Genomic DNA, 19,105 nt, shown 5'->3' with positions numbered 1-19,105 from the left:
CGATCCCCCCGGCCAGGGCGGTGAGCAAAGCGGATCCACCGGGCTCCGGGCACCGCCTCGCGGTGCCCGGAGCCCGCCGCCACGAGGCTCACGAAGGGCCCGCCAGACGAGTCCGCCGACGGGCTCGGAGACATCGAGTACGCGTTCAGCACGAAAAGGGGTTGCCGATGTTCCCCATCGGGGTCAACACGTGGGTATGGGTCTCGCCGCTGACGGACGAGGATCTCGCCCGGCTGGCGCCGAAGGTGGCCGACTGGGGGTTCGACGTGATCGAGCTACCGGTGGAGCAGGCCGGAGACTGGGATCCCGCGCGGGCGGCCGAACTGCTGGGGAGCCTCGGGCTGAAGGCCTCGGTGGTCCTCGTCATGCCACCGGGCAGGGAACTGGTCGGCGCCGACGCGGCGACGGTCGCCGACACCCAGGACTACCTGCGGCGATGCGTGGACGCCGCCGTGGCGGTGGGCAGCCCGGTGATCGGCGGACCCGCCTACGCCTCGGTGGGGCGGACCTGGCGGATGTCGGAGGAGGAGCGCAAGAGCTGTTACGCCGAGCTGCGGGAGAACCTGACCCCGGTCGGCGCGTACGCGGCGGAACGCGGGGTGACGGTCGCCGTCGAACCGCTCAACCGCTACGAGACCAGCCTGGTCAACACCGTCGAGCAGGCCGTCGAGGCGGTCGGCGGGATCCCGGGAGTCGGCCTCGCGCTGGACGTCTATCACATGAACATCGAGGAGCGGGACCCGGCGGCGGCCGTACGGCTGGCCGGGGATCTCGTCGCGCACGTGCAGGTCTGCGCGAACGACCGGGGTGCGCCGGGGGCCGACCACATGGACTGGCCCGCCCTCGCCGACGCGCTGCGCGCCGTGGACTACCGGGGACCGCTCTGCATCGAGTCGTTCACCGCGCACAACCGGACGATCGCCACGGCCGCCTCGATCTGGCGCCCCCTCGCCGAGACCCAGGACGACCTCGCGACCACGGGCCTGGCCTTCCTGCGCACCCTCTGACGGGCTTTCGCCCCGCCTTCAGCCGTTCAGCGGCCGGTGTCGTCGTCCGTCACCGTGGAGTCCGCCGCCTCGGCCGCGTCCGTGCCGGGGGCGGTGGGTGCCCGTCGGGGGCGCCTGAAGAAGGCGGCCACCGCGTAGGGGTCGACGGGGTCGGAGAGCAGGGCGAGCATCTCCTCCCCGCGTTCGGGATCGACCTTGAACGGGTGACCGAACACGTGCGGTCCCGTCCCGTCGTCCAGCAGCCTGGTCAGCATCAGGTCGCCCGGTATCGCCTGCCCGGAGAGCAACTCGTCGACCAGCCTCACCCGCTCCCCGGTCCCGTCCCCGAGGGCGGTCACGGTGATCTCGTCCCCGGACACGTCGAGGACCTCCCACAGCCGCAGCGGCGTCCGCCGCCAGGACTCCAGCAGCTCCACCTCGTCGTCGCGCAGCCACTCGGCCCGCGCGTCCAGGAACTCGCCGACGACGTCGTTCTCGAACAGCGCCAGGTCCGCGAGGGCGGGCTCCGCCACCCGGACACTCAGCGCGATCAGATCCTCGATCAGCCGCCTGCGGGCCGGGCGGTAGGCGTACGTGAGCAGCTGCCGGAACAGGTGCGCGGCCCGCTCGGGCAGCGGAGCCCCGGGGGTGGTGCGGCACGCGGCGTACTCGGCCGCGTCGCGAACGGCCGGTGCCAGATCGGGGGAGAGGGAGAGCACCTCGGAGATCAGCCCCGCAGCCTCGAACGAACGGCCCTCGCCCTCGGCGGACCTCGCGATCAGCAGCAGAGCGGCCGGCTCGGTGCGGGGCAGTGCCTCGACCAGTGCCGGGCCGAGCGGCTCGCGCTCCACCTCGTCGGCGACCCTCGCGAGCACCGCGTCCGACCGCGACAGGTAGGTGACGGCTTTGGAGAGGTCGGCGCCCTCCCCGTACGTGCGCAGCGCGCTGCGCACCAGGGCGAGCCTGATGATGTCCAACGGGGCCAGGTCGGCGACCGACGCCGTGTCCCACGGGGCGCCCACGATGCCCACCCGGCCCTCGCGCAGCTCCAGCGAGGCGTTGAGCAGCAGCGGGGACAGCGGCGGCAGCGGGTCGGCGAAGGTCTCGGGGGCCTTCATCAGCAGCTCCAGGACCACGACGTCGACCGGCACGCCGGGACTGGGCTCCAGCCCTTCCGCGAAGGCGCGCAGCGCGTCGAGCGCCTGCTCGCCGAACTCCTGGACGACCCGCATCACCCGTTCGGCGGGGACGTCGTCCAACTCGGTGACCGACAGTTCCAAGGTGCCGCCGCGCAACCGCAGCGCGATCACCTGCTCCGGCTCCACCCCGGCGAGCCAGCCGTCGGGTCCGGTCAGGACGGGCTCGCCGGTGTCGAGCGAGGTCCGCACCCGGCCGCCGCCCGCCAGGGGCACCCCCGCACCGTCGGCCAGCCGTGCCCACAGCCGCAGGTCGTCGGAGGCGGGCAGCACCCCGCTCGCCAGCTCGGCCCGGGTGGCGAGGTGCGTCAGCACCGCGCCCTCGCTCAGCGTCAGAAGGTCGCTCATCCCCCCATTGTTCTCGACGCCCGGACGTGGAGAGGCCGCCCTCCCCGCCAGGAGCTCGCACAAGCTCGTGGCGGGGAAGGGCGGCGGGGACGGCCGGGCCGCGGGGGCGGCGGACCGGCCTGGTCTCTGGAACCCTTCGGGTGGGGGTGCCGTCAACGTAACGGGGTGCGCCTGAGGCGCGCCTCTATCAGATGCCCCCTACCGTCACGTTATGGCGAGGTGCCCAGCCGGGGGTTCTCGGTCAGCCACGCCGCGTATCGTCTGCTCCGTCCGATCGCGTCGGAATGCGCGGCCTTCGCGTGTTCGAGGATCGACGCCGCGACCGTGGCGCTCGCGGCCTCCGGGTGCCAGCCGAGCAGCTGCCGCCAGCGCAGCGGGGCCCCGGCGAGCGGTACCAGCTTCAGCCCTTCGGCGGGCTGGAAGGTCGCCTGACACAGCGCGGCGGCGCGTCCGACCTTGGCCAGGTGCATGCAGGTGGCCACGTCGGTCTCGTAGATGGTCTTGGGGGTGAAGCCGGCGCGGGCGCAGGCCGTGGCGAAGCAGTCGCCGAAGCAGCTGTCGCCCGGGGTCACCGTCCACTGTTCGTCGGCCAGCTCCGCGAGCTCCACCTCCTTCCTGTCCACCAGCGGATGGTCCTCGTTGAGCAGTACGAAGACCGGGTCGGTCCCCACGGTCGACCACACCACCGGCCCCTCCACCGGCGGAGGGCTCTCTCCGCAGGCGCCGATGAACGCGAAGTCGATCCGGCCCAGCATCACCATGGCGGTGAGCTCCTTCGCGGACCAGGAGGTGTGGGTGCTCACCGGGGTGGACGGCCAGGCGGTGGCGAGGCGGTCCACCAGACCGCCGAGTATCGGGCCGTGGGTTGCGCCCAGCCGGTAGCTGGGAAGGTCGGCGTTCGCGTTGGCGAATCGAAGTGCCTCCTCCTGGAGTTCGCGGGCCGCGGGCAGCAGCACCAGTGCACGTGACAGGACCAGCTGCCCCAGGGGCGTGGGCCTGGCGCCGTTGTGGTCGCGTTCGAAAAGAGCTCCCCCGAGAACCCGCTCTATCCGTTTGAGCTGCGCCGTCAGCGCGGGTTGGGCCAATCCGAGGTGGGTGGCGGCCTTGGTGACGCTGCCGGCCTGTGCCACCGCGCGCACGATCTTGAGGTGTCGGAGCTCGAGATCCATACCGGGAACGTAAGGCCGGGGCGTTATACCTGCAATGCAAACTTGTCATGAAATATGACTCAATTTTGTCGAATCGTTCCAAAAACGTTTTAGGCTCCTTAATTTATGCATTTATGGACAGCCGTTAGCCTCTTTCCGGCCGTCTCGTCCGGAGGACGCCCGTTCCCGCCGGCCGGAGTCTGACAGCGGTGTCCGACATCCGAGATTCCAGGGACCGGAGTTGCGCCGAAGTTTCGGCTGTCGGAGACACCGATATCCAGCATCCGTATCCCCATCCGCGGCGGGGAACGCTGGGCGGCGGACGGCGCCGAGGTTATGATCCGCCGATGGACGTAGCGGCGCTCACCCCGGCGCGGGCCCGGAGTCACTTCAGGGAGGGGCTGCGGGTGCCCACCGCGGGGTGGTGCCGGGGCTGGACCCAGGCCAACCTGCTCGCCGTGCCCCGCGAACTCGCCTACGACCTGCTCCTGTTCGCCCAGCGCAACCCCGTCGCCTGCCCGGTCCTGGACGTCGGCGATCCCGGTGCGGTGAGCACCGTCCTGTTCGGCGGCGACCTTCGCACCGACCTGCCCGCCTACCGCGTCTACCAGGACGGCAGGGCCGTGGCCGACGTCGGCGACGTGCGCGACCTCTGGCGGAAGGACCTGGTCGCCTTCCTGCTCGGCTGCAGCTTCACCTTCGAGGACGCTCTGCTCAGGGCCGGAGTTCCGGTACGGCACATCGAGACGGGGACGAACGTTCCCATGTATCTCACCTCGATCGCCTGCCGTCCCGCGGGATCGCTGGTCGGCCCGCTGGTCGTCTCGATGCGCCCCGTCCCGGCCTCCCTGGTTCCGGCCGCCGTACGGGTGACCGCGAGATATCCGGCCGTGCACGGGGCGCCGATCCATGTCGGCGCCCCCGAGGAGATCGGGATCGCCGACCTCGGCGTCCCCGACTTCGGCGATCCCGTCGAGGTGCGGGCGGGGGAGACCCCGGTCTTCTGGGCCTGCGGGGTGACGCCGCAGGCGGCCGTCATGGCGAGCGGGGTGTCCTTCGCCATCGGCCATCTCCCGGGCCACATGGCGATCACCGACGCCAGGGACGACCGCTTCCAGGTTCCCTGAACGCCGCGCCCCGCGCCGCCGGGCGTTCAGGCGCGGGCAGTGTCCTCGGTGTCCTCGGTGTCCTCGGTGTCCTCGGTGTTCTCGGTGTCATCAGTGTCCTCAGCGTCCGCAGCGCCCCGGGAGGTGACGAGTCTTTTCAGCTGCGACGTGAGCGAGGGCGCGCCGGGACGGTTGTCGATCTCGTCGTGGGGCACGACGGGTGGCTCGTCCACCCTGATCGCCCGCAGGTAGTCCTCGAAGCGGTCGAGCTTGCCCGCGTCCCTCGCGAGCCCTCTCGCCTCCAGCCGGGCCCGCAGCGCGGGGCCGTCCGAACGGATCCAGAGGAGACGCACAGGCGGGCCGCCCAGCCGCTCGACCCAGCGTTCCCACACCGTCGCGTCGTGCACCTGGGTGGTGAAGGGGCCCTCCAGCATCACCGGACAGCCGTGGGAGCGGATCTGGCGGGCGACCTCGGTCAACCCCTCGTATTCGTGGCACTTGATGTTCTGGTCGTACCAGCGGCCTTCGCGCTCCCCGTCGTCGCGTCCGTGGGCGCGGAGGGTGGCCGCGACGAAACCGCCGTAGACGGTGTCCTTGTCGAGCAGCGCGGGAACCGGGTCGAGCAGCGCGAGCAGCGCCGCCGCCACGGTGGACTTCCCCGCCCCCGGTGGCCCGCTCACCACCCACAGCGGCGCCACCCCGCTCACCTTCCTCTCCGCGGTGAATCCCACCGGGGGCACCGAGGGGGTCGCCGCGCGTTCCGTCGCGGCCCTCGGTGGACCCCCGTGCACCCCGCGAGAGAACCTGTCGTAGGTCCGCCTCCGGCCGGTCACGATCTCAGTCCTTCCAGGCCCTGGCCACGCTCTCCTGGGCGGCGAGCGCCTGGGCGAGGCCGGCCTGGAAGGCGGGGCGCCACAGGGCCGGGTCGAGGACGTTGGCGCCGAACACGGCGACCGACGCCTCGTCGGGGACGACGTGGGCGACGGTGGCCTCACCCAGTTCGGCGAGTTCGGCTTCGAGACGGGACCTCGGCGAGACGTGCGCCAGCGGTTCCAGGAGGACCACGGCGGAACTGCCCGCCGCCAGGTCGGCGTTCGTCGCCGAGCGGACCCCGCCGTCCATGTAGCGGCGCCCCCCGATCTCCACCGGAGGGAACACGCACGGGACCGCGCAGCTGGAGGCGACCGCCGCCACCAGTGGAACCCCCGATTCGCGCTCCCAGACCACGAACTCGCCGGTCCCCGTGTCGACGGCGGTGATCAGCAGGCGGCGCTCCGGCCATTCCTTGACGGGCAGCCGGTTGCCGATCGTCTCGATCCTGGCGCCGGTGTCCTGCATCGCGAGGGCCATCTCGCCGACCCGGCGCCGGGCCTCCAGGGGCTCCAGGGACGGGTCGTAGAGCACGCCGAAGGCGGCCATCACCGCCTCCATGTCGACGGCGGAGGCGGTCGAGACGTTCGAGACCTCGGTGTCCGCCTGGACGCCGACCGCGCTCTCCAGGTCGGCCTCGGTGGCGACGAGCGTCCCGACCACCGATCCGGCGGAGGTGCCGATGATCAGGTCCGCCTCTCCCAGCTCGAGGCCGGCCCGGCGCAGACCGGTGACGATCCCCGCCTCCCAGGCGATGCCCGCCACGCCTCCGCCACCCAGCACCAGTGTTCTCGTCATGCGCCATTCATACCTGATGGCTCTTCCTCGCAGAAGAAGCGTCCGAGGACGCGGAGTCAGACGTCACGGCCCCTCATGCCCTCCTGGGTGGGGTCGACGCCCCAGGAGATGATCCGCCGGGGATGGATGCGGATGATCTCCCGGCTCAGGTGCGGGGAGGGCGGTTCGTGGTCCTCGACGGCCTCGGCCTCACCCCGGATCTCCACGCCCCGCACCCGCCAGGGGTCGGTGGAGGCGACGTCGTCGACCACGAAGGCCACCCGCGGATTCGTCCGGACGTTGTGGAACTTCCTGGTGGTGCCCATCGCGCGGCCGTAGATGTCGACGACGCCGGTCTCGGTGTCGACGCGGAAACCGGTCGGGCTGTTCTGCAGGGAACCGTCGGGGCCCGTGGTGGCCAGGCGGCCCAGGCGCTGCCCTTCGAGATAGGCGAGCTCCGCCTCCGTGAATGTCATGTACTCACTCTGTAACCTCAATGTTGATTGAGGTCAAGTTAGACTGGCGCATGCCCAACAATCCGGAGATGAGTGTCGGCCAGCTCTCCGCGCGCAGCGGGGTCGCGGTCTCCGCCCTGCACTTCTACGAGGCCAAGGGGCTGATCCGCAGCCGTCGCACCGCGGGTAACCAGCGCCGTTTCCCCCGTGACACGCTCCGCAGGATCGCCTTCATCAGGGTCTCCCAGCGCGTCGGGATCCCGCTCAGGACGATCCAGGAGGCGCTGTCGGCGCTTCCCGACGAGCGCACCCCCACCAGGGAGGACTGGGCGAGGCTCTCGACGGTGTGGCAGGACGAGCTCGACGACCGCATCAGGCAGCTCGAACGGCTCCGCCACGGTCTGACCGACTGCATCGCCTGCGGGTGCCTCTCCCTGGACCGCTGCGCGCTCGCCAACCCCGACGACGTGGCCGCCGCGAGAGGACCGGGCTCGCGCCTGATGCTCCCGCCCCGCCAGAGCTGCGCTCCCTGCGAGGTGTGACGAGGTCCGTCCCGTCGGCCGGGGCCGACGCCCCGTGTCGCTCCCGCGCGGCTCCGGGGGCGCGTTCTCGCACCGATCCCGCACCTCGGGCAAGGGGCGGCGGCGACGGGCGACCGGGCGCGCCCCTGCGGGAGCGCCGATGTCCCCCCGGGGGATTCGCCGTAGGTTTGTTAGTTGTCTATTCAAACTATTGACGATCCGGGGTCCGGCGTGTGAACCTCTGGGCGTTCATGCACGCGCATCATGGCGGTCGAAGGTCAGGGTCCCGTCACCTGATCGTGCATGGCGGTTTGTCCGTTGCATTGCGAAGGGAAGCCGTACATGCGAAGAAGGCTGTTCAGCATGCTCGCCGCCGTGGCGGTGGCGTGCGCGTCGGTCGGCGCGGCCGTCGGGGGCGCCCAGGCGTCCGCGTCGGGGGCCGCGGCGAAGACGGTGGCGACCGGGACCGGTTCCGCGGCCGCCGCGGAGACGTACCAGTGGAAGAACGTGAGGATCGACGGCGGCGGGTTCGTGCCGGGGATCATCTTCAACCAGACCGAGAAAAACCTGATCTACGCCCGCACCGACATCGGCGGCGCGTACCGCTGGGAACAGGCGAGCAAGAGCTGGACCCCGCTGCTCGACTGGGTGGGCTGGGACAAGTGGGGCTACAACGGTGTGGTCAGCCTCGCCACCGACCCGGTGGAGACCAACCGTGTCTACGTCGCCGCCGGGATGTACACCAACAGCTGGGACCCCAACAACGGGGCCATCCTGCGCTCCGCGGACAAGGGCGAGACCTGGCAGGCCACACCGCTGCCCTTCAAACTCGGCGGCAACATGCCGGGCCGGGGGATGGGGGAGCGGCTCGCCGTCGACCCCAACAGGAACAGCGTCGTCTACCTCGGCGCGCCCGACGGCAACGGCCTGTGGCGCAGCACCGACAAGGGGGTGACCTGGGCCAAGGTCGCGAGCTTCCCCAACGCGGGGAACTACGCCCAGGACCCCTCCGATCCCAACGGCTACCTCAGCCACCGTCCCGGCGTGGTCTGGGTGACCTTCGACCCGACCTCGGGAACCGCGGGGAACACGACACAGAAGATCTACGTGGGCGTCGCGGACAAGGCGAACACCGTCTACAGCTCCTCGGACGGCGGGACCACCTGGAGCAGGGTCGCCGGACAGCCCACCGGCTACATGGCGCACAAGGGCGTGTTCGACCGCGTCAGCCGCACGCTCTACATCGCCACCAGTGACACCGGCGGTCCGTACGACGGCTCCAAGGGTGACGTGTGGAAGCTCAACACCACCACCGGGGCCTGGACCCAGATCAGCCCGATCCCCTCCAGCTCGTCCGACAACTACTTCGGCTACAGCGGCCTCACGATCGACCGGCAGAACCCCGGAACGATCATGGTCGCGACCCAGATCTCCTGGTGGCCGGACGTGATCTTCTTCAGGTCCACCGACTCCGGCGCCACCTGGACCCGCGTCTGGGACTTCACCTCCTACCCGGATCGCAGCCTCCGCTACACGATGGACATCTCCTCCTCGCCGTGGCTGACCTTCGGGACCAACCCGCAGCCGCCGGAGACGACACCCAAGCTCGGCTGGATGACGGAGTCACTGGAGATCGACCCGTTCGACGGCAACCGGATGATGTACGGCACCGGCGCCACGGTGTACGGCACCGAGGACCTCAAGAAGTGGGACACCGGCGGCAAGTTCACCATCAAGCCCATGGTCAAGGGGCTTGAGGAGACCGCAGTCCTCGACCTGATCAGCCCGCCGACCGGCGCCCCGCTCGTCAGTGCCCTGGGTGACCTGGGAGGCTTCCGGCACACCAACCTCGACGCCGTACCGCCCATGCTGTTCACCTCGCCGGTCTTCACCTCGACGACCAGCCTCGACTACGCCGAGACCAACCCGTCGATCATGGTCCGCGCGGGCAACTTCACCGACGCCGACCGGCCGAACGACAGTCACGCCGCGTTCTCCACCGACGGTGGCGCCAACTGGTTCCAGGGCACCGAACCCGGTGGCATCAACGAGGGCGGCACGATCGCCGCGGCGGCGAACGGCTCCCGGTTCGTCTGGGCGCCCAAGGGTGTGGGCGTGCACTACTCGGTCGGCTACGGCAACACCTGGACCCCCTCCACCGGACTTCCGACGGGAGCCGTCGTCGAGTCCGACCGGGTGAACTCCAACAGGTTCTACGGCTTCAGCGGCGGAAAGTTCTACGTCAGCACCAACGGCGGCGTCTCCTTCACGGCCACTGCCGCGACCGGACTGCCCGCCGAGGGCAACGTCAAGTTCAAGGCCGTACCCGGCCGCGAGGGCGACATCTGGCTGACCGGACCCGCGAACAGCGCGGGCGCCGCCTCGGGCATCTGGCGCTCCACCAACGGCGGCGCGTCGTTCACCAAGTTGTCCGGCGTCACCGACGCCGTCAATATCGGCTTCGGCAAATCCGCCACCGCCGGTGGCTACCAGGCGCTGTACACCGTCGCCACGATCGGCGGCGTGACCGGCGTCTTCCGCTCCGACGACACCGGCGCGAGCTGGGTGCGGATCAACGACGACAAGCACCAGTACGGCAACGCGGGCGAGGCGATCACCGGCGACCCGCGCGTCTACGGCCGCGTCTACCTGGGCACCAACGGCCGGGGCATCCTGTACGCCGACAACGACGGGACCGTCCCGCCCCCCGACACCGTTCCGCCGACCAAGCCCGGTACTCCGGTGGCTTCGGCGATCACGTCGTCGGGTGCGACGTTGACCTGGGCGGCTTCGACGGACGCCGTCGGGGTGAGTGGTTACGACGTCTACCGTGAGGCGGGGGCGACGGATGTGAAGGTGGGGTCGCCGACCTCGCCGTCGTTCGCGCTCACCGGGTTGACCGCCGACACGTCGTACACCTTCTACGTGATCGCCCGTGACGCGGCGGGCAACAGCTCGGACGCCTCCACCCCGGTGACCTTCAAGACCCTCGCCGGGCAGGTCGGCGGCGGCTGCACCGCGACCTACACGGTGTCCAACTCCTGGCCCGGTGGTTTCCAGGGCGAGGTGACCGTCAAGAACACCGGCACCTCGGCGACCACCGGCTGGACCGTGAAGTGGTCGTTCCCGAACGGTCAGACGATCACCCAGCTCTGGAGCGGCACCCACACCCAGACCGGTGCGGCCGTCACCGTGAAAAACGTGAGCTGGAACGGCGTCCTGGCCCCCGGGGCCTCCACCTCGTTCGGTTTCGGCGCCTCCTGGACCGGCACCAACGGGGTCCCCTCCACCGTCACCTGTACCGCCCCCTGACCGCCTCCCGCCCGCTCTCTCACCGTTTTTCCCGCAGAGGGCGGGCGGGCCCACCCGGGAGGCGACCGAATGCCATCAGGTCGCTCCTCGCGCCCGGAAAAGAGCGAGAGGGGCGACCGTGGCGATCTCGGGACTCCCCCCTGAGGACCCCTCGCACTCCCCCCTGAGGATGATCTGAGGACGTCGGCGGGGCCGGGTCGCCCAGCAGAGCCTATTGTGGAAGAAACCGACTGTGCTGGGGAGAACATGACGATCTCAGATGGGGTGCGCGAGCCTCACGGCGCGACCGGGCAGCCGTCTGAGACCGGCACCGGCGGCGTACGCGGGGAGACCGGCCTCGACGGCGTCCAGGGCGAGGCCGCCATCGGCGGCGCCGGGAGTGACGGCCGGGTCGAGCTGGGCGACGCCGACGCGCTGAAAGACGCGGCGGCCGGGCGGGCCGGCATCCACGGCTGGCTCGACGGCGTCAGGTCCACCAGCGCGGGCCGTCTCACCTTGAAGATCGTCATCGGCGTGATCGGCGCCGTACTGGTGGTCGGCGGACTGATCATGGTGCCCTTCCCCGGCCCCGGCTGGCTGGTCGTCTTCGCGGGGCTCGCGGTGCTGGCCACCGAGTTCCACTGGGCGCACCGGCTGCTGGAGTTCGGCAAGCGGACCCTGTCGGCCTGGACGGCCTGGCTGGGCCGCCAGGGCTGGAGCGTCAAGATCCTGGTCGTCGCCGTCGCGGCGGTGACCGCCACCGCGATCGTCTACTACGGCCTCAAGCTCAGCCTCCACATCGACCTGGTCGTCGAGGCCCAGAAGTTCCTCACCCGATAGCCGCCCTCGCTCCCGCCCGGCCCCTGCTCCGTTTCTCCTGGGCCCGTCGCGACGACGGCGTCCTGTCCGGCCCGCAGGGCTTTCCCCGGAATGTCCCGGTCACCTACGGCAACGGCTCGGGCGGCACTCTGACCGCCTATGACGCACGCTGTCCGGGAAACGGGACCGGCGCTCCCCGGAGTTTTACCCAGGCCCTTCCACCTCGTTATCTTTCGCGGATGTGACTCTTCGTAGTGTCTCCACGTCCGATCCGCAGAGACGAGTAAGGAGAGTGACGTTCGATGCGCGCCCTGTCCTCGATGTTGGTCCTGGCGGCCGCCGGAGCCGTCGCACTGACCGGCACCCCCGCCCACGCCGACGACGTCAACCTGGCCGCGAGGGTCCAGCCGGGCGAGGAGGTGTTCCTCACGCCCGAACTCGTCCCCGGAGCCCGGTACGGCGGAAACGTTCTGGTCAAGCTCGACGAGAACAGCGTGCCCGTCAAGGTGAAGATCGGTAACTGCCGTGGCAAATACGTCGGGTCGGTGCCGATCGCCGCGAACGACCACGCCGCGTACGTCGCCGCCACCACCACCCCGCCCGCCCAGTGCATCCGCTACCGGGTGAAGAACATGGGCAACCAGCCGGCGGCCATCACGGGCACCGGTTACTACTAAACCGGCCCTCCGGGGTGTGCGGGACGGAAACGGCGACCAAGGCCCTTCCCGTTCCGCACACCCCGCTTTTTCTGTTTCCGGCACCGACCCCCGCCCGCGACCGGCGCAGGGCGGCGAACCGATCGTCGGCCCTCGCCTCCACGACCGGCGCGGGGACGCCCTCGCGGTGTGCCGCCACGATCGCTACCCGGGTCCCGAAGGAAAACGGGGAACGGTCTGAGGGGGCGGCGTCCGTTCTCCTGTGACGGATCGTCCGCGGGGCACTCCTCGGGATCCGGGTTCATGAGCGATTCCGGCCCGCGATCAGGTCGGCGATTCCGGCCAGGATGCGGTCCAGGCCGAAGGTGAGGGCGTGCGCGGGGTCGGAGATCGCCTGGTGGGCCTCGCCCGCGGCCTGGCCGACCCGGGAGGCGACCGGGAAGCGGGTGCTGTCCATGATCTTGTCGAGCAGCGGGGCGTTGGACACCCACCACTCGACGTCGGTCATCCCGCTCTCCTCCTGGACTCGCGCCTGGTTGGCGGCCGTTCTGGCGGTGCTCTGCACGTGGCTGAGGACCAGGGCCAGGACGGAGTCCATCTCGACGTCCGTCAGGCCGACGCCGTCCAGCGGGCGTAGCTCGGCCTCGTACTTGAGCGAGGCGTTCGGTCCCAGGGTGGAGCGGGCGTCGATGACCTGCAGCATCCACGGGTTGCGCCGGTAGAGGTCCCAGTTGCGGGCGGCGACGAACTCCAGCGCGCCCCGCCACCCGCCCGGTTGCCGGGACGGGGCGTCCACGTCGTCGTAGAGCTCCCCGTACGCGGTGTCGACCATGAGGTCGACCAGCTCGCCCTTGCCGGGGACGTGGGTGTAGAGGGACATGGTCCCGACCCCCAGCCGCTCGGCGACCTGGCGCATCGAGACCGCTTCGAGCCCTTCGGCGTTGGCCAGCTCGACGGCCGCCAGGACGATCGAACGCACCGTCAGCCCCGAGCGCCCCGGCTTGCTGTGCGAGCCCCACAGGAGCGCCAGGCTGCGTGCCGGGTCGGCGTCGGAAGCTTTCTTCGCACTCACGGGAACAGTCTCCAGATTTTCGGCGTTGGGACCACCGTAGCTGAGCCGTACGGTGTACGGTACGGTCTACGTTCAAGGAACGCGTAGATGTGGGGCGAACTGCCGGTGAGTGCCGGACGGGAAGACGGGTGCGAAGAGTGAAACCAGCGGACGCGAGGGCGGCCGGGCGGGACGCGGCGGCGATCGCCGCCTACGACCTGCGAAAGAACTACGCGGGTGCCGCCGAGGGCACGGGTCTCAACGGATTCGACCTGGAGGTGGCGGCCGGAACGGTCTGCGGCCTGCTCGGTCCCAACGGTGCGGGCAAGACCACGGCGATCAGAATCCTGTCCACGCTGCTGCGCCCGGACTCGGGCCGGGCGAGCGTCGCGGGATTCGACGTCCGTACGCAGGCGCGGCAGGTGCGCGAGCGGATCGGGCTGGTCGGGCAGTACGCGGCGGTGGACGAGATCCTCAGCGGGCGGCAGAACCTCGTGATGTTCGGCAGGCTGAACCATCTGCCCGCGACCGGGGCGCGGAGGCGGGCCGACGAACTGCTGGAGCGGTTCTCACTGGCCGACACCGGGGCCAAGCCGGTCGGTGAGTATTCCGGCGGCATGCGCAGGCGGCTCGACCTGGCGGCGAGCCTCATCGTCTCGCCCCGGGTGCTGTTCGTGGACGAGCCCACCACCGGCCTCGACCCGGCCGCCCGCCAGGAGGTGTGGTCGGCCATCCGCGACCTGGTCGGCTCCGGCACGACCGTGCTGCTCACCACCCAGTATCTGGAGGAGGCGGACCGGCTGGCCGACCGGATCACCATGCTCGGCGCGGGCCGGGTCGTGACCGAGGGCACCCCGGAGGAGCTGAAGTCCGCCATCGGCGGCGACTGGCTCGACATCGTCCTCACCGACCCGGCGGACGTGGCCGCGACCGAGGCCCTCGCGGCGCGAGTCGCCTCCGGTGAGATCCACATGGACGCCGAGGCGCGCCGGGTCAGCATCCCGGTCGCCGAGCGCACCCGGGCGCTCGTCACCATGGCCACCGCGCTCGGTGACGCCGGGATCGAGCCGGTCGACGTCACACTGCGCCGCCCCACGCTCGACGAGGTCTTCCTGCACCTCGCGGGCGGCGCCGAGAGCACGACCGCCCACGCCGGGGCGTCCACGTGAGCACCGTGACCTCGCTCTCCCGCGAAAAGGACCGGACGGACATCGCCGCCGTGCGCCCCGGCGCGGGCGGTCACCGTTCCCGGTGGGCCCCCGCCGAGTACGACGATCCCCGCTGCGGAGGCATCCGCGTGAGTACCACGATTCCGACCCCCGATGCGGAGGCATCCACGTGAGCACGACGACCCCGACCACGCCCGCCGCCTCCCCGCTCGCCCGGTTCGGCTGGGCGCTGACCGACTCCTGGACCATCACCCTGCGCGACCTGAGCCACTGGGGCCGTCGCCCGGGAACGGTCGCCGTCGGATGGCTCTTCCCGGTCCTGATGGTGCTGATGTTCGGTGGCCTGTTCGGCGGCGCCATCGGCGTCCCCGGCGGGGGCGGCTACTTCGACTTCCTGATCCCCGGCATGTTCGCGATGACGATGCTCTTCGGCCTGGAGAGCACGATGACGGCGGTCACCACCGACGCGGCCAAGGGCGTGACCGACAGGTTCCGTTCGATGCCGATGAGCGCCTCGGCGGTCGTGATGGGCCGCGGGATCGCCGACATGCTCAACTCGGTCGTCGGGCTGGCCGTCATGATCGGGGCCGGGCTGCTGCTCGGCTGGCGCGCCGGGGGAGGGGTGCCCGACGCGCTGGCCGCCGTGGGACTGCTCCTGCTGCTGCGCTTCGCCCTGATCTGGGTGGGCATCTACATCGGCCTCGTCGCGGGAGGACCGGAGGTGGTGACGTCGGTGCAGATCCTGGTCTGGCCGGTCGGCTTCCTGTCCAGCGTGTTCGTCGACCCCGCCACCATGCCCGGCTGGCTCGGCGCGATCGCGGAGTGGAACCCGCTCTCGGCCACCGCGACGGCCGCGAGACGGCTCTTCGACAACCCCGGCTGGGCGGGGGAGTCGTGGGTCGTGCAGAACGCCACGCTCATGGCGGTGGTCTGGCCGCTGCTGCTGATCGCCGTCTTCCTGCCGTTGTCGGCGCGCAGGTTCCGCCGGCTCGGCGGCTGACGGGGCCGGCATCCGAGGCTGTCAGGTCTTTCGGCCGGGGAAAGTCCTGTTTCTTCATGGATCACAACATTTGCCGCCGGGAGAAGATGCTCCGCGTTTTACATCGCCGCTCCGCGTTTTACATCGCGGTGACGGAATCCGTCGAGGACTGTAACTGACCGTAGTGAACCTGAGGGCATGAGTGAGACGGAACGGGAACGATCCGCCTCGGGGTGGACGCTCAACAGGGAACTGCTCAACGTCGGCGCGATCATCGTCGCCGCCGGTATAGCCCACCTCGTCATGGGGCTGATAGGGCACGAGAAGTACGGACCGTTCATGCTCGTGCTGCTCGGCGGGGTGCTCGTCGCGGCAGGGCTCGGTCATCGGTTCTACGAGCACCGGCGCCATCACGTTCCCACGGTCATGGAGGTTCCCATGGTCATGGAGATGGAGTGTGTGAGGTGCGGGGAGGCGCCGGGCGGAGGGGCCTGACGCGGCGAAAGGCGATCCTGGGAAGGCGGAGGGAGACGAAGGCCTCCGCCTGGAGCGCCGACAGGCCGATCCGCGGAAGGTCCCGCGCCGAGGGATAGACGAGGAAACGAGGTTTCCACAGCGGCTGGAACTTCGCGTTGAACCTGTACAGCGACTCGATCTGGAACCACCTGGACAGGAAGACCAGGACGCCGTACCAGAGACGGAGGATCGGGCCCGCACCCAGTCGCTCGCCCCTGGCGAGCGCGGCGCGGAACATCGCGAAATTGAGCGAGACCACGCTCACACCGAGGGCCGGGGCCGCCTGCAGGGCCTTGACGATGAGCAGGTCGTTGAGGCCCGGGTCGGCGTCGTGGTCACGGCGCATCAGGTCGAGGGAGATGCCGCGCTCGCCCCAGGGGACGAAGTGCAGGACGGCGCGGATGTCCTCACCCGGCTCTCTCCCGTCCTTCGCGGCATCCTTACCGTGCGCGCCGCCCGCGCCGGTCATGCGGCTCGCGCCGCCTTTGCCGCCCGCGCCGGTGGTGCCGCTCGCACCGTTCACGTCGCCCTGGCCGCCCCTGTCGCCGTCCCCGGCCTCCGCGCCGCCTGTGCCGTCCGTTCCGCCCTCGCCGTACTCGCGATCCCCGGAATCCCCGGAATCCCCGGAATCACTGCTCTTCGCGGTGTTTCCTGAGCCCCCGGTGCCATCGGGGGGCCTGTGCGCCGTGACGACGACGCATTCGGCGTCGGCGGGGTCACCGAAGCGGCCGAGGGCCATGGAGAAGCCCCGCTCGGTGTCCGTGCCGCGCCAGAAGTCGGCGGCGTGCCGGATCCGGTCCTTCTCCGCCTCGGTGAGGTCCCCGACCCGCCGTACGAGACAGGTGTAGCCCGCGCGCTCCACCCGCTTCACCATCTGCCGGACGTTGCGCATCGCCCTGCCCTCGAGGGTGAAGCCGGCGACGTCGACGATCGCCTCGTCACCGATCTCCAGGGCGGACAGGCGGCCCTCCCTCGTCCAGACCTCGCCGCCCGTCTCGCTGCAACCGATCACGGCGGGCACCCAGGCGTGCCGTTCCGCCTCCTCCATGAACCGCCTGATCGCGCCCGGCCACGCCTCGACGTCCCCGATGGGATCGCCGCTGGCGAGCATGACCCCCGAGACCACCCGGTAGGCGATCACCGCCTTGCCCGTCGGGGAGAACACGACGCTCTTGTCGCGGCGCAGCGCGAAGTAGCCCAGCGAGTCGCGGGCGCCGTGTCCGGCGAGCAGCGCACGGACCGCGGCCTCCTGCTCGGGGCCCAGTTCGGCGACGGGCCTCTCCGGCCGCAGCGCGAGGTAGAGGGTCGTCACCGCGGTGAGCGCGCCGAGACCGAGGAGTGAGAAGTAGACCAGGTCGGCGGTCCGCTCCGAGGAGTATCCGACCGGGCCCTCCACCCCGACGAGGCCGAGCAGCACATGCTGGAGCCGCTCTCCGGCGCTGGGATCACCGATGATCGTCCGGGGGTGGGCGTTGACCACGACCCAGCCGATGACGATGCCCAGGGCGCCCAGGGCGAGGAGGTTCCACAGCGCCCGCCGGCGGGTCCGGGGGTCGGAGAGGGCGTAGAACTCGCGCTGTCTGACCACGAGCAGGGCGACGACCAGCGTGCTGAGGAGGGCGGTGAAGGGGCGGTGCGAGTGCAGGAACTCGGTGAGGACGCTCAGTGGCAGGAGCACCATCACCGCCTGCCAGGCCCTTCTCTTCCTGCGCCGGAGGCCGTGGGCGAGCATGACGATGAGGATGCCCAGGACGAGCGAGGCGGCCTGGGCGAGCGAGGTGAACGTCCCCGGCAGGAGTCCGGTGAGCTCGCCGACCCGGCTTCTCCTGAACGAGGGCAGCACGGCCCTGAGGATGTCCAGGACGCCGATCGCCATCGCCGCGTAACCGGCCGCGGTGGGCACCCAGGAGTGGGGCGCACATGACCGATCCCTCATGGGAGGACATTAATCGGCGATACGGCCGCTAACTCCATGACAGGGCTCATCGTGGCCGAATCCAGCCCACTTCGTCCGGGCGACTTTGCGTTGCCCGCTCGCGTTCCCGGTTCGTCGCTCACGCGTGTCCTCGATTTTCCGTCTCACGCGCTTCCAGTGTCTCCTCACCCCGCTCACCCTCTCCCACACCTCTTCTAACCGATTCGTTCTAGATCACGATCTTGAGGGCTTTCCGGCTTAGGATGCCGCCGTGTCCGTGACTCCTGGGATTTACAGAGTGGTTGGAAGCCTGGCGCTTCTGGTCTCGGTGCTCGTGCCGGTTCCGGCGGCCGCACACGCCGCCGAGCCGGCCGCCGCCGCACCCGCCGCCGTGCCTCTCGCCGCGCCCGTCGACATCGTGCTGCCCGGCACCCGGGTCACCGTCAGGGAGGATTCCAAGGACGCGCTCAGAGTGACCTCCTACTCCTTCGGCAAGATGACCTACCTGCGAAGGGGCGCCGGATTCACCCGGCAGGCCGCCTACCAGGAGATCACGGTCGCGCCGAAGGCGACCAAGGCCCTCGCGGTGCCCGCCTCCTACCGGGAGGGCTACGACTCGGTCGTCCTGCTCGACCTCGCGGCCGCCAAGAGCACCAGGATCCGCACGGTGAAGAAGCCGCTCGTCGCGCACTACGTCCACTGGAACCGCAGGGGCGACAAGGCGGTGCTGACCGTCGAGAGAAAGAGCGGATCCGCCTGGGTGACCTCCGGCTTCGTGGTCGTCGACACGGTGGCGAAGACCGCCAAGAGCGTGACCGTGGCCAATGTCGACAAGGCCGCGAGGTTCCGCTGGAGCTCCGACGGTCTCGACGTCGTGGCCGAGTACGCGGGGGGCACCCGCTTCTACGGGCAGGACGGCGCGATCCGCCGCACCCTGGCCAAGACCGGCAGGCCCGCCGGCGGGGAGGACGCCTTCACCCCTTCTGGGCGGAGCCTGATGACCTGGTGCCCCTCCAGTTACACCGAGCACGTCTGCGTCTGGGACCGCACCTCGGGCAAGCTCGTGAACAAGGTGCCGGGCATCAAGCCGAAGGCCCTGTGGGGCTGGTGGGACGAGACGCACTTCATCGCGGTCGTCCCCTCCTCGGGCCACTACCAGGTGGTCCTGTCCACGCTGAAGGGCAAGGTGACGCGGGTCCTGGCGGCCTTCTCCGCCGACGACTGGTCCAACAAGCTCTATCTCGGCTACACCCGGCGGTGACCGGCGGCGTGTGAGACGCCCGCGCGCGGGTGCGGTGCGCG

Annotated in this window: 17 protein-coding genes; 10 read left to right on the top strand and 7 right to left on the bottom strand. The window is 70.4% G+C overall.

The window, feature by feature from the left end; genetic code table 11:
- Positions 1-167: 167 nt before the first annotated feature.
- Complete coding sequence (locus tag ACFY3D_RS02805) at positions 168-1,007, top strand: sugar phosphate isomerase/epimerase family protein (protein WP_389974011.1); 840 nt, start codon at positions 168-170, stop codon at positions 1,005-1,007.
- A 26-nt stretch (positions 1,008-1,033) separates the two neighbouring features.
- On the opposite strand, the gene ACFY3D_RS02800 is transcribed toward ACFY3D_RS02805, so the two are convergent.
- Both ACFY3D_RS02800 and ACFY3D_RS02795 read right to left on the bottom strand, forming a co-directional pair.
- Positions 1,034-2,530 (bottom strand): hypothetical protein, encoded by a 1,497-nt coding sequence (locus ACFY3D_RS02800; protein WP_389974007.1) that lies wholly within the window; start codon positions 2,528-2,530, stop codon positions 1,034-1,036.
- A 209-nt stretch (positions 2,531-2,739) separates the two neighbouring features.
- Positions 2,740-3,699: a LysR family transcriptional regulator gene (locus ACFY3D_RS02795; protein ID WP_362902534.1), complete on the bottom strand. Its 960-nt coding sequence runs from the start codon at positions 3,697-3,699 to the stop codon at positions 2,740-2,742.
- A 326-nt stretch (positions 3,700-4,025) separates the two neighbouring features.
- Between ACFY3D_RS02795 and ACFY3D_RS02790 the strand changes: the two genes are divergently transcribed.
- Entirely contained in the window at positions 4,026-4,805 is a 780-nt protein-coding gene (locus ACFY3D_RS02790) for a putative hydro-lyase (RefSeq protein WP_389974004.1), read from the top strand.
- 26 nt (positions 4,806-4,831) lie between these two features.
- On the opposite strand, the gene ACFY3D_RS02785 is transcribed toward ACFY3D_RS02790, so the two are convergent.
- The 3 genes from ACFY3D_RS02785 to ACFY3D_RS02775 are packed head-to-tail and all read right to left on the bottom strand — an operon-like array spanning position 4,832 to position 6,907.
- A complete protein-coding gene (locus ACFY3D_RS02785) occupies positions 4,832-5,617 on the bottom strand; it encodes an AAA family ATPase (protein ID WP_389974001.1) in 786 nt (261 codons plus the stop codon).
- 4 nt (positions 5,618-5,621) lie between these two features.
- The gene (locus tag ACFY3D_RS02780) at positions 5,622-6,452 is read right to left on the bottom strand and encodes a patatin-like phospholipase family protein (protein ID WP_389973998.1); all 831 of its coding nucleotides are present in this window, start codon (positions 6,450-6,452) and stop codon (positions 5,622-5,624) included.
- 56 nt (positions 6,453-6,508) lie between these two features.
- Positions 6,509-6,907, bottom strand: coding sequence for a PPOX class F420-dependent oxidoreductase (locus ACFY3D_RS02775; RefSeq protein ID WP_389973995.1), 399 nt, complete (start codon positions 6,905-6,907; stop codon positions 6,509-6,511).
- 50 nt (positions 6,908-6,957) lie between these two features.
- Here ACFY3D_RS02775 and soxR point away from each other — a divergent pair, with 50 nt between their 5' ends.
- The 4 genes from soxR (at position 6,958) to ACFY3D_RS02755 (ending at position 12,194) form a co-directional block, all read left to right on the top strand.
- Positions 6,958-7,428 carry a redox-sensitive transcriptional activator SoxR gene (gene soxR, locus ACFY3D_RS02770; protein ID WP_350947356.1) on the top strand — a complete coding sequence of 157 codons (471 nt, stop codon included), beginning with the start codon at positions 6,958-6,960 and terminating at the stop codon, positions 7,426-7,428.
- Between the two features lie 321 nt (positions 7,429-7,749).
- Positions 7,750-10,719, top strand: coding sequence for a cellulose binding domain-containing protein (locus tag ACFY3D_RS02765; protein ID WP_389973992.1), 2,970 nt, complete (start codon positions 7,750-7,752; stop codon positions 10,717-10,719).
- Positions 10,720-10,965: 246 nt separating this feature from the next.
- The gene (locus tag ACFY3D_RS02760) at positions 10,966-11,538 is read left to right on the top strand and encodes a TIGR02611 family protein (protein ID WP_389973989.1); all 573 of its coding nucleotides are present in this window, start codon (positions 10,966-10,968) and stop codon (positions 11,536-11,538) included.
- Between the two features lie 281 nt (positions 11,539-11,819).
- Positions 11,820-12,194, top strand: a complete 375-nt coding sequence (locus ACFY3D_RS02755; RefSeq protein WP_362902522.1) for a hypothetical protein — start codon at positions 11,820-11,822, stop codon at positions 12,192-12,194.
- 280 nt (positions 12,195-12,474) lie between these two features.
- On the opposite strand, the gene ACFY3D_RS02750 is transcribed toward ACFY3D_RS02755, so the two are convergent.
- The gene (locus ACFY3D_RS02750; protein WP_389973986.1) at positions 12,475-13,245 is read right to left on the bottom strand and encodes a TetR/AcrR family transcriptional regulator; all 771 of its coding nucleotides are present in this window, start codon (positions 13,243-13,245) and stop codon (positions 12,475-12,477) included.
- Between the two features lie 137 nt (positions 13,246-13,382).
- Here ACFY3D_RS02750 and ACFY3D_RS02745 point away from each other — a divergent pair, with 137 nt between their 5' ends.
- The 3 genes from ACFY3D_RS02745 (at position 13,383) to ACFY3D_RS02735 (ending at position 15,867) form a co-directional block, all read left to right on the top strand.
- Entirely contained in the window at positions 13,383-14,393 is a 1,011-nt protein-coding gene (locus tag ACFY3D_RS02745) for an ATP-binding cassette domain-containing protein (protein ID WP_389973983.1), read from the top strand.
- 169 nt (positions 14,394-14,562) lie between these two features.
- Positions 14,563-15,393, top strand: a complete 831-nt coding sequence (locus ACFY3D_RS02740; protein WP_389973980.1) for an ABC transporter permease — start codon at positions 14,563-14,565, stop codon at positions 15,391-15,393.
- 177 nt (positions 15,394-15,570) lie between these two features.
- Positions 15,571-15,867 carry a hypothetical protein gene (locus ACFY3D_RS02735; RefSeq protein WP_389973977.1) on the top strand — a complete coding sequence of 99 codons (297 nt, stop codon included), beginning with the start codon at positions 15,571-15,573 and terminating at the stop codon, positions 15,865-15,867.
- Here ACFY3D_RS02735 and ACFY3D_RS02730 read toward each other — a convergent pair.
- Positions 15,815-17,824 (bottom strand): phosphatidylglycerol lysyltransferase domain-containing protein, encoded by a 2,010-nt coding sequence (locus tag ACFY3D_RS02730; protein WP_389973974.1) that lies wholly within the window; start codon positions 17,822-17,824, stop codon positions 15,815-15,817. The two genes, ACFY3D_RS02735 and ACFY3D_RS02730, sit on opposite strands and share 53 nt — an antisense overlap.
- 277 nt (positions 17,825-18,101) lie before the next feature.
- On the opposite strand from ACFY3D_RS02730, the gene ACFY3D_RS02725 reads away from it, so the two are divergent.
- Positions 18,102-19,064 carry a hypothetical protein gene (locus ACFY3D_RS02725; protein ID WP_389973971.1) on the top strand — a complete coding sequence of 321 codons (963 nt, stop codon included), beginning with the start codon at positions 18,102-18,104 and terminating at the stop codon, positions 19,062-19,064.
- Positions 19,065-19,105 lie beyond the last annotated feature (41 nt).

Origin of the sequence: Streptosporangium sp. NPDC000509, assembly GCF_042898365.1 — a bacterium.
In the GTDB taxonomy this organism is placed as follows: Bacteria; Actinomycetota; Actinomycetes; order Streptosporangiales; family Streptosporangiaceae; genus Streptosporangium.
Note: the sequence above shows the minus strand (reverse complement) of the source record. Positions and strands in the feature narration are given on the sequence as shown.

What these genes read in the sequence shown, in the direction of transcription:
- ACFY3D_RS02795 (WP_362902534.1), bottom strand. Translation starts at nt 3,699, where the DNA reads ATGGATCTCGAGCTCCGACACCTCAAGATCGTGCGCGCGGTGGCACAG.
- ACFY3D_RS02730 (WP_389973974.1), bottom strand. Translation starts at nt 17,824, where the DNA reads ATGAGGGATCGGTCATGTGCGCCCCACTCCTGGGTGCCCACCGCGGCC.
- ACFY3D_RS02805 (WP_389974011.1), top strand. Translation starts at nt 168, where the DNA reads ATGTTCCCCATCGGGGTCAACACGTGGGTATGGGTCTCGCCGCTGACG.
- ACFY3D_RS02760 (WP_389973989.1), top strand. Translation starts at nt 10,966, where the DNA reads ATGACGATCTCAGATGGGGTGCGCGAGCCTCACGGCGCGACCGGGCAG.
- ACFY3D_RS02780 (WP_389973998.1), bottom strand. Translation starts at nt 6,452, where the DNA reads ATGACGAGAACACTGGTGCTGGGTGGCGGAGGCGTGGCGGGCATCGCC.
- ACFY3D_RS02765 (WP_389973992.1), top strand. Translation starts at nt 7,750, where the DNA reads ATGCGAAGAAGGCTGTTCAGCATGCTCGCCGCCGTGGCGGTGGCGTGC.
- ACFY3D_RS02775 (WP_389973995.1), bottom strand. Translation starts at nt 6,907, where the DNA reads ATGACATTCACGGAGGCGGAGCTCGCCTATCTCGAAGGGCAGCGCCTG.
- ACFY3D_RS02735 (WP_389973977.1), top strand. Translation starts at nt 15,571, where the DNA reads ATGAGTGAGACGGAACGGGAACGATCCGCCTCGGGGTGGACGCTCAAC.
- ACFY3D_RS02790 (WP_389974004.1), top strand. Translation starts at nt 4,026, where the DNA reads ATGGACGTAGCGGCGCTCACCCCGGCGCGGGCCCGGAGTCACTTCAGG.
- ACFY3D_RS02755 (WP_362902522.1), top strand. Translation starts at nt 11,820, where the DNA reads ATGCGCGCCCTGTCCTCGATGTTGGTCCTGGCGGCCGCCGGAGCCGTC.
- ACFY3D_RS02800 (WP_389974007.1), bottom strand. Translation starts at nt 2,530, where the DNA reads ATGAGCGACCTTCTGACGCTGAGCGAGGGCGCGGTGCTGACGCACCTC.
- soxR (WP_350947356.1), top strand. Translation starts at nt 6,958, where the DNA reads ATGCCCAACAATCCGGAGATGAGTGTCGGCCAGCTCTCCGCGCGCAGC.